The sequence below is a fragment of the Anaeromicrobium sp. genome (genome assembly GCF_025210435.1).
Lineage (GTDB): Bacteria > Bacillota > Clostridia > Peptostreptococcales > Thermotaleaceae > Anaeromicrobium.
In genome coordinates this window covers 1-10,459 of sequence record NZ_JAOART010000012.1, presented here as the reverse complement: position 1 = coordinate 10,459, position 10,459 = coordinate 1, and the positions used below count along the sequence as shown (strand labels likewise).

General features: G+C 31.4%; 8 protein-coding genes. 1 reads left to right on the top strand and 7 read right to left on the bottom strand.

Annotated elements, in window-relative coordinates:
- Nucleotides 1-302: 302 nt before the first annotated feature.
- Nucleotides 303-1,934, bottom strand: coding sequence for a chaperonin GroEL (groL, locus tag N4A57_RS01210; RefSeq protein WP_293655544.1), 1,632 nt, complete (start codon nucleotides 1,932-1,934; stop codon nucleotides 303-305).
- A 21-nt stretch (nucleotides 1,935-1,955) separates the two neighbouring features.
- Nucleotides 1,956-2,240 carry a co-chaperone GroES gene (gene groES / locus N4A57_RS01205; protein ID WP_293655542.1) on the bottom strand — a complete coding sequence of 95 codons (285 nt, stop codon included), beginning with the start codon at nucleotides 2,238-2,240 and terminating at the stop codon, nucleotides 1,956-1,958.
- A gap of 397 nt (nucleotides 2,241-2,637) precedes the next feature.
- Between groES and N4A57_RS01200 the strand changes: the two genes are divergently transcribed.
- Nucleotides 2,638-3,546 (top strand): patatin-like phospholipase family protein, encoded by a 909-nt coding sequence (locus N4A57_RS01200; RefSeq protein WP_293655541.1) that lies wholly within the window; start codon nucleotides 2,638-2,640, stop codon nucleotides 3,544-3,546.
- 43 nt (nucleotides 3,547-3,589) lie between these two features.
- Here N4A57_RS01200 and N4A57_RS01195 read toward each other — a convergent pair whose 3' ends face one another.
- From N4A57_RS01195 to yqeB, 5 genes are all read right to left on the bottom strand, one after another.
- Nucleotides 3,590-4,900, bottom strand: a complete 1,311-nt coding sequence (locus tag N4A57_RS01195) for a YjiH family protein (RefSeq protein ID WP_293655540.1) — start codon at nucleotides 4,898-4,900, stop codon at nucleotides 3,590-3,592.
- A 177-nt stretch (nucleotides 4,901-5,077) separates the two neighbouring features.
- A complete protein-coding gene (locus tag N4A57_RS01190; protein ID WP_293655539.1) occupies nucleotides 5,078-8,104 on the bottom strand; it encodes a BTAD domain-containing putative transcriptional regulator in 3,027 nt (1,008 codons plus the stop codon).
- A 55-nt stretch (nucleotides 8,105-8,159) separates the two neighbouring features.
- Nucleotides 8,160-8,744, bottom strand: a complete 585-nt coding sequence (mocA, locus tag N4A57_RS01185; RefSeq protein WP_293655538.1) for a molybdenum cofactor cytidylyltransferase — start codon at nucleotides 8,742-8,744, stop codon at nucleotides 8,160-8,162.
- Complete coding sequence (gene yqeC, locus N4A57_RS01180; protein WP_293655536.1) at nucleotides 8,741-9,451, bottom strand: selenium cofactor biosynthesis protein YqeC; 711 nt, start codon at nucleotides 9,449-9,451, stop codon at nucleotides 8,741-8,743. The genes mocA and yqeC overlap by 4 nt, the downstream gene beginning before the upstream one ends.
- A gap of 2 nt (nucleotides 9,452-9,453) precedes the next feature.
- The gene (gene yqeB, locus N4A57_RS01175) at nucleotides 9,454-10,248 is read right to left on the bottom strand and encodes a selenium-dependent molybdenum cofactor biosynthesis protein YqeB (RefSeq protein ID WP_293655535.1); all 795 of its coding nucleotides are present in this window, start codon (nucleotides 10,246-10,248) and stop codon (nucleotides 9,454-9,456) included.
- Nucleotides 10,249-10,459 lie beyond the last annotated feature (211 nt).

Genomic DNA, 10,459 nt, shown 5'->3' with positions numbered 1-10,459 from the left:
AGCGAAAGTGTGAATCTTCGTATATAGGTTCACGTGTCATGTTGGAGTAGCATAGGATGTTGTGACGTTCCAGGGTTCCAAAGATTTTCAATATATTTTCCCTTATAGGCAAGTTACTGTATAAAACAAATTTAAAACCAAGAAATCTATAGTTGTCCCATACTATATTCATATTAGAATTAGTCTCAAAAAATCTCTTTTTGCCAAAAAAAAATAAAGCTGAATTTAAAATTCAGCTTTAAATACAATTTTATATACAGAGATACCAAAAAGAGCAGGCTAACTAGCCTGCTCTTAATTTATTACATCATTCCTGGCATTCCACCGCCCATTGGTGGCATTGCTGGACCTTCATTTTCTTCCTTAATATCTACCACTGCAGCTTCTGTAGTAAGTAACATGGCAGAAACAGATGCGGCATTTTGTAGGGCACTACGAGTTACCTTAGTAGGATCTACTATACCTGCTTCAATCATATTTACATATTCTTGCTTGTAAGCATCGAATCCTACACCCTTATCTCCATTAATAACCTTCTCTACAATTACAGATCCTTCAAGACCTGCATTAGCAGCTATTTGTCTTACTGGTTCTTCAAGGGCACGTCTAATTATCTTAGCACCAGTTTTCTCATCTCCTTCTAGAGACTCTACTAGACTTTTCACAACATCAATTGTGTTAAGAAGTGCAACTCCACCACCAGATACGATACCTTCTTCAACAGCAGCTCTAGTAGCATTTAAAGCATCTTCTATTCTTAACTTTCTTTCCTTTAGCTCAGTTTCTGTAGCAGCACCAACTTCAATAACTGCAACTCCACCAGATAACTTAGCTAATCTTTCTTGTAATTTTTCCCTATCAAAATCAGAAGTAGTTTCTTCTATTTGAGACTTGATTTGTCTTACTCTATCTTCAATGGCAGAAGAATCTCCAGCACCATCTACAATAGTAGTGTTATCCTTATCAATTTTCACAGAGTTTGCACGACCAAGCATTTCTAATGTGGCAGTCTTTAAATCTAATCCTAATTCTTCAGAAATTACTGTTCCACCAGTTAAGATAGCTATATCTTGTAACATGGCCTTTCTTCTATCTCCAAATCCAGGAGCCTTAACAGCAACACATTCAAATGTTCCTCTTAATTTGTTAACTACTAATGTGGCTAATGCTTCTCCCTCAATATCTTCAGATATTATTAATAATTTTTTACCCTGTTGTACTATTTGCTCAAGTACAGGTAATATATCTTGAATATTAGTAATCTTCTTATCTGTAATTAGGATATATGGATCAGATAATGCAGCTTCCATCTTTTCTGCATCTGTAACCATATAAGGAGATACATAGCCCCTATCAAATTGCATACCTTCTACCACATCTAAAGTAGTTCCCATAGATTTAGATTCTTCTACAGTGATAACTCCATCTTTTCCTACTTTTTCCATAGCCTCAGCAATTAAAGCTCCTATAGTTTCATCAGCGGCAGAAATTGAAGCAACCTGTGCAATAGATTCTTTTCCTTCAACAATCTTAGAAATATTTTTTATTTCTTCAACAGATACATCTACTGCCTTTTGAATACCCTTTTTAAGTATCATAGGATTAGCTCCTGCTGCAACATTTTTCATACCTTCCCTAATAATAGCTTGAGCAAGTAGTGTTGCTGTAGTAGTACCATCTCCTGCCACATCATTAGTTTTAGTTGCAACTTCCTTAACTAATTGAGCTCCCATGTTTTCATAGGCATCTTCTAATTCTATTTCCCTTGCAATTGTAACTCCATCATTAGTAATAAGTGGAGATCCAAATTTTTTATCTAAAATAACATTTCTTCCCCTAGGTCCTAATGTTACTTTTACTGTATCCGCTAATTTATTAACCCCTGTTTCTAATTTACGACGAGCTTCTTCTCTAAATTTAATATCCTTAGCCATAAGATTTCCCTCCTAAATTTATTATTCAACAATAGCTAAAATGTCATTTTGCTTTAAGATTGTATATTCAATTCCATCATGTTTAACTTCTGTTCCTGCATATTTTGCAAATATTACTTTATTTCCTACTTCCACTTCCATTTTTACTTCTTTTCCTTCTACTAATCCACCTGGTCCTACAGCTACAACTTCTGCCATCTGTGGTTGCTCTTTAGCTTGAGTAGGTAGGACTATTCCACTTTTAGTCTTTTCTTGTGCCTCTAACTTCTTTATTACAACTCTGTCTCCTAATGGTCTTATGTTCATAAGAAAACCTCCTTATATATGTAATTAAATTTTTATATTCCATTTTATTAGCACTCATCATCAGTGAGTGCTAATCATAGTTATAATGTAATATATATATATATATTATGCAATATGTATTTTCAGGGGTTTTTTGGTGATTTTCCATCTTTTGTAGTTATTATATATTTTTTCCTCCTTCATTCTAAGTAATTCTATGCCTATTAGCTTTTACCTCTATTTTCCTTTTATTATAAAATCTTTTGTCGCAAAATTCAAATTTTATCATATTAGCTATTTATTAAATAGGGTTCTAAAATAGGATATATACTAAAATCATGTAACTTTATGAGCATATGATGAATATTATGTAATATGGTTTTTATAACCATATTTATCATATTCGGGAGTGAATATTATGGTTATTAAAAAAAATAGAAAATTTAAAATTTTATCCTTAGATTCTGGTGGAGTAAGGGGCATATTAGAAAATACTTTACTACTTAGATTAAGCAAAAAATACCCTACCCTAATCGAAGATATGGACATGATAATAGGTACATCCATAGGAAACATCATAAGCCTTTCTTTAGCTTATGGATTAACCCCTGAAAAAATACAGCATATATTAAAAAACCATGGGAAAACAATATTCTCTTGTAAAAATATTAATCCGTTCAAACCTCTTTTTTCTAATAGAAATTTTATGGACCTAATAAACGATACCTTCCCAGAAGATTTGCAATTAGTAGATTTACATAAGATAGTAGCAACTACTACAGTCCAGGTAAGTGGTTCTATAGATAGTATAAAACCTTTGATCTACAGTAACGCCCCCCTATCTCCAAACAAACATGCATTAGTTAGGGATGTGGCCTTATCTGGTGGAACAGTTCCTGCTTTCTTTCCCATATGTAATAATCAAATAGATGGAGCCGTTGTGGCTGGTAATCCATCCTTAGTAGGTATATGTGTTGCCTCCTCCCAATTAAATATTCCCCTAAATAATATATCCATGTTATCCCTAGGGACAGGATTTAATCCTACCATATTACCTGATGATGCAAATAATTGGGGTCCAACCCAGTGGATTATCAACAGACAAATGGGACTTCCCCTATTAGACGTATTTAGTTTAGGACAAAGTGCCCTAGAAAGTAGATTGTCATCCATGTTATTAAAATCTAGATACCATAGATTAGATATTCCCCTAGATAAGGATGTATCCTTTAACGATTATAAAAGTATAAATTATCTCATAGATAAGGCTAATAAATATGATTTATCAGACACATTTCGTTGGATTAATAGAATATGGTGTTCATAATTATGAGGATGGATATTAATATCCATCCTCATATACCTAACTATTAAAATAATATGAAAACCATAGGCATTACTAATATTAGGGTTAATATGGTCCTTTCAATCCAAATTAATACTATCTCCTTTAGATCAATAGGTATATCTGTTGATAATATACATGGTATGGATGCAGAGAAAAATAATACCTGAGATATACAAACTACTCCTATGACAAATTTAGTAATTAAAGGAGCCGATTTAACCACTAAGGCTGGCAAAAACATTTCTGCAATGCCTACTGCCGATGCCTTTGCAGCTAGCATGGGTTCTGGTATTTGAAGTAGTTTAATAAATGGATAGAATATATATCCCATATAGTCAAAGAGGGACGTATATTTTGCTAAAACTAATCCAAATAATCCTATGGACATGATAGATGGTAATATTCCCATGGCCATTTTAATTCCGTCTAATAGGTTTTCCTTAATATTCATTGCCATATTTTTAGAAATATTGGCTGCCTTTATGCCTTCTTTCCATGCATTTATAAATATATTACCTTGTCTATTAAATATTTCACTATCCTTATCTTCATAATATTTTTCACTTTTTTTACTGAGTGGAAATAGTCTTACAGTTATGGCTGTGACTAAAAAAGTCACTATCAATGTGGTCCAAAAATAAGTATTCCACATTTCCATAAGACCTAATGTTTTAGCTACAATAATCATGAAGGTGGCCGACACTGTTGAAAATCCCGTTGCTATAATAGAAGCTTCCTTTATAGTATATTTCCCCTCTTTAAATACCTTATTAGTAATAAGAAGTCCTATTGAATAGCTTCCCACAAAGGATGCTACTGCATCTATGGCAGACCTTCCTGGTGTTTTAAATATGGGCTTCATAATAGGTTCCATTAAAACTCCTATAAATTCTAAGAGTCCATATCCAACTAAAAAACTTAAAAATATGGCTCCAATTGGTACTATTAAACCTACTGGAACTACTAATTTTGAAAATAAAAAGGGCCCCATATCCTTTTCAAGTAGCCATTCTGGTCCTGACCTATAGTAAACCATAAATGCCACTACTAGACCAACTAATTTGAAAATTGAAAATAGGGCCCTTACTTTGTCCTTATTCCATGTTTTATCCTTAAAGGGTAGTATACTTCCTACTATGATTATTATTAATGCGTATAATTTAGCTATGAAGGGCACAGATTTTTTTATACCTGTTACAATATGATCTAGGGGTATAGTTGTTTTTCCACCCATATTAATGGGAATAAAAAACATAAATATTCCTACTGCACTAAAAATTAGGAATTTAAAAATCCCACTAGTCCAACTTTCATTTGCACTTCTTACATTCATATCCAATCCCCCTTTAATAAGTATCTAGGTTCAGTTATGGAATGTTAGCACTATAATTACATAGACCCTTTAAAAATTAATATTCTATTTTAACTTCATATAATATTAATAACCGTTCCTTATATATATTATATTACATTTTTCCAATATTTTCACAAAATTCAAAAAAACATTTCACTAAAGATCATCTCCACTATTTTTCATAAACACTTTTAATATATTAATTTCATAAGGAGTACTCAAATCCTCTAAATTTCCTATTCCCTCTTTACAATATTCCACCACATTCTTCCTTATGGCATCTTTAAAAATATTATTTAACTCTTTATTTTTATTCATCTTCATTCTTATTTCCGCACAAACACGATTGTATATTCCCATCTCATAGGGACTTTTAAGGCTTTTAGCATATTTTTTTCCCTCTGAAAATAGGTTTAATGCCTTTTTATATCTGCCATCTATCACATACAACAAACTCATATAGCAACTAGCTATGGACCTTCCCCATATTATATTTAAGCTCTCATAGTTCCTTATGGCCTCCTTTAAATATTCCTTAGCCCTATGGTAATCTCCCATATCCAATGCTGCTTGTCCTGCATTAGTGTTGAATATGGCAAAACTCCTAGTTATATTTTCTTCGTTACAAATGGCTATGGCTAAATCATAATAATATAGGGCAGAAGTAAACTTCATATTCCTTCTTCTTATTTCACCCATATAATTATAACAAGCTGCCCTGTTTAAAATATACTTTTCTTTGTATCTGTCCTTCTTTTCAAATATCTTTAGGGATTGTTTTAAGCTTTCTTCTGCCTCATGATATTTTCCAACCATCATCCTTTCAATTCCCCTTAATCTTAACAATATGGCTAGGTCCTTTTCATAAGAACACCTCTTGGCTATATCCATGGCCAATTTAATATATTTATCCATCCATTTATGATCATTTATCTTAATTCCATAATATATCATCTGTAAATAGGCTTTTATGCCATAGTCTGGATTTTCATTTTCCCTTGCCAAATATATTATTTTCTCTATGGCGTTTGTTCCCTTTTCATATTGTCCTTTCATTATTAGATACCTACCTAACATATGAAAGAATCTCATGTTTATATCCTTTACTTCCTTTAAATAATATTTTTCTTCATTTAATACTTTTATTTCTTCTTCTAATTCATCTAAAGCCTTTTTTTCTTCCTTATGTGTTAAATAGGTTGCATATTCATTCTCTATATTTCCATCCCTTAATACGGGAAATAGTTCATGGCTAAAACTCATATATACATCTAGATTTAATCCCTTATATTTCAAATACTTTATGGTATTATGGGCATTTTTAAAATGATATATTAATTTAGGATATAGGAATCTGTCCCTCTTGTCATCATGAAGATCCTTCTCTAAAATCTGACCTATTTCATCATGAAAGAACTTTCTTCTCATGTTAGACATGGAATTATACACATAATCCCTTAACTTTTGGTGGGTAAAGGCAAACTCTATATTGCCATTTTTTATTACTTCCTTTATTATGCCCCTTGTCTGTAGTTCTTCTAATATATCTATTATATGTATAGTCTCCCTTTTACCTATGGACCTTAACATTTCAATATTCACATTGTCAAAGGATACACTAATAATATTTAATATATCTAGGGCATCCTTACCTATGTCTAAAAATCTATTTTTTAATATGTCTTGAGCCTTAGATGACATATAATCCACATTGTTGTTTTCTTTTATACTATTTATTACTTCTGTTAAAAAGAAGGGACTTCCAGAAGTACTATCATAGACCTTTTCATAAATATTATCATTCCACTCATAATCCCTGAAGGCACCTTGTAGAAATTCACTAGTCTCTTTTCTATTAAAGTTTTTCAATTGTATCTTTTCTATTTTTTCATATTTCACACTAAAATTTATTAATCTTTCTATTTTTTCATATCCACTTCTACTAGTGGCCACCATATAAATATTATTTTTACCATTTAATATAATATTCTCAAGTAAGGTAAGACTCTTCCTATCCATCCATTGTATATCTTCTAATACTAATACTAAAGGTTCATACAAGGATACCTTTTTTATTATGGATACCATAGTATCTTCTACTACCTGCCATTTTAATGTATCTATCTTTTCTATCATATGATAATTAGAATCCAACTCCATAAAATCAGGAAATATACTTCCCATAATGTTATTCCAAAGGGTTGGAATACTCATATTAGTAGCCCTTATTATGTCTAATAGTTTTACGAATACATTATTCCAAGGCTTTAATATATAACTTTCCTCTGCTTGATAACAATTTGTAACTATTATGTTTTTATTATCTATAAAATTATCTACAAAATACTCCCTAAGCTTAGTCTTTCCGATACCTGCTTCTCCATATATTAAAACACCCCTAAGTTCTTTAGTATCTTTAAATAGATTATAGTTTTCAGCCAAAATTTCCACTTCTTTTTTTCTACCATAAAAGAAGTCCTCTTTTCTTTTACTCATTTCCTTTAAACTTTTATTTAGAAGTATTTTATCATACACTTTCTTCGTTTCTTCCTCTGGTTCTACTCCTAATTCTGACTTTAATAGTTTTTTCAATTTCTCGTATATTTCTTCTACCTTATAGAACTTTCCCTGATCACCATAGGCTAACATTATCTTTTTATAGGCATCTTCTTCATATTCATCTATCCTTATTAATTTTTTCAAATAGGGTATGTTATCTTCACCCTCTATTTTTTCTTTTAATCTAGATATATACACACCATTTAAATACTCCCTATAATTTATCATCCATGATTCAAATTCTTCCCCATCTTTCACATTAAAACCCTTTAAAAATTCTTCATAATAAAATTCCTTTAAATCTATTTTCTGTTCCATAAAATCAATTAAATCTATTTCTATATGTATATGAGGATTTATCATGACCATGGATTTTCTAGGAGATATGATAATATCCATATTAAAGCTCTTTCTAATTTTATACATGGCTTGTCTTAAATTTTTCTTTGCCGTTTTGTCATCAGAACCACCCCATAGCAAGTTAACGAGAGTATCCCTTGTGGCCTGTTTATTAACAATTAAATAATAAAAAAGTGCCCCTGCCTTTTTAAATGGAAATGTAATATTCTCTTCATTTTTAGTTACTTTAGGATTTCCAAATACTTTAACTTTTATTTTATCCATCTTGTCCCCCATTAAAATATCCTTATGAATATAAATGTTATAAAATCATATGTATTTATTTTTTTATTAACATCTTAACTCTCTCATAATCCACTTTAGAATCCACATCTAAATTAAACTTACAATCATCTATATGTACATATTCTATTTCATCTAGATTATCCATTATAATCTGCCTAGGGCCATAGTCTCCAGAAATATTCATTATACTAGCTTTCCACTTTTTATGAAATAATACGGGATTTCCCCTCTTTCCATCATATAAGGGAACTATTATGGCTTTTTTCGTATTTTTAAATACATTTATTATTTTATTAATTATTTTTTCATTAATAAGTGGCATGTCACCAAGGATGAATAGTATGCCCTTACTATTAGGGCTTACTTGTTCTAATCCTTTTTTTACAGAGGTACTCTGTCCCTTTTCATAATCCCTATTATGTATGGTCTTTATACCTTTATTTTTTCCAATTTTACCTATAATCTCATCCTTATAAACTAATATTATTTCGTCACTATTGCTCTTTAGGCTATTATCTATTATTTCTTCTATTATGGTATGGTCTTTAAATGGTAATAAAAGCTTATTCTTTCCCATTCTAGTAGATTTTCCCGATGCAAGTATGACAGTACTTATCACCCAATCAACTCCTTGTACACCTGGCCATTTTTAGCACTTCCATAAATGACCTTATCTATTATGTTTAGTTTACTTATACGTTTTCCTAATTTTATTATTTCTTCACTCATATGTTTATCACATTTATTAATGAAAAAATAAGTTTCCATATTAGAAGGAATTTTTCCAATTACACCAGTAGTGCTTGTAAGTATTTCATATATTTTTTCTATGGTAAGTATGTGGTTTTCTTTAATATTAATTTCTTTATTGGACAGACTATACCTATGGACATTTTTTTCATTAAATTTCTTTCCTACAATATCTGCCCCCATAACAATTATTAATTTCTTTGAGTTAGGAGGTATTATGGGTTCATTTTCCCTATAGAGTTTTAATGATCTTCCCTTTGATCCATCCCCTTCAACTAGGATTAAATCATAAATATTTTTATTGTATATTCTATCTAAATAATGTTTATCTACCCCTACTACTTTCCCCTCTTCATTAACATACCTTCCTATAGAAAGGGGCCCCTTGTCATAATTAAATTCATTAATTCCTACAAATTTGTAAGGTGGTTCATATATCTTAGTAGTAGTACTAATAAGTATATTTCTATAAAAATAGTTATCAACCATATTTAAAAGACTAGTAGTCTTTCCACCACCACCCACAAGGGTAATCATTTCCCCCCTTTTAATAGAGAAACTATCAATTAATCTCATACTTAAGATTCCTTCATTAAGGTTAATAGGGCCTCTAATGCTCCACCAGCTATATTTCTTCCCTTATCACTTATAGTGTAACAATGAGAAACTTCTCCCCTAGGATCAATATCTCCTACCTTTTCATTTTCTTTTACATAGGTACCACTTTTTATTAATCCCCTCAATACGCCATCTATTTGTGCTCTTATTTCTTTACCCTGAACCTCTCCTATGATTTGGCCCTTTTTAACTAGATCACCTATGTTACTATTTGTGATCACTTCCCCATGGCAGGGTGACCTTAGAAGACGTTCCTTATCATATCCACCTATGGGTCCTGGTACTCCCGTGTCATTTTTAGGTTTTCCCTCATATATAACCCTACCTAAATCATGGCCTCTCATAGTTTCAACTATAGCATGAACATCTACCGATGCCTCAAACCCAGGACCTATTCCTATGACTATAGGAGCATCTTCTATACTTGTACCCATATTTTTCTTTGCCATTATGGCATCTATCACTATATGGGCCTTTAATTCCTTTATAATAGTTCCCTGGGGATCTACTACTACGGGAATTTTATTATTATTTAATATATTATAAATATGTTCCTTATTAGTCTTAACACTCTCTACACCCTCTACTAACATATTTCCTTCATATACACAATTAGCAAAGGATACTGTCCTTCTTACTACCTTAGGTGTATCTATTTCAGTCATAACAACCTTAAATCCCACCTTAAAAAGCCTGTGTCCTATGGCTGTAGCCAAATCTCCTGCTCCCCTTATGATTACTAATTTATTTAACATAATTTACCTCCACTATTATCTATAGATTTCCTAACACTAAGATTTCTTTGTACAGTAACTTGCCTATAAGGGAAAATATATTGAAAATTTTTGGAACCCTGGAACGTCACAACATCCTATGCTACTTGAACATGACACATGAACCTATATACGAAGATTCACACTTTCGCTTGTGACAAGGACTTGGGTGGAAAAGATTTTCAATATATTT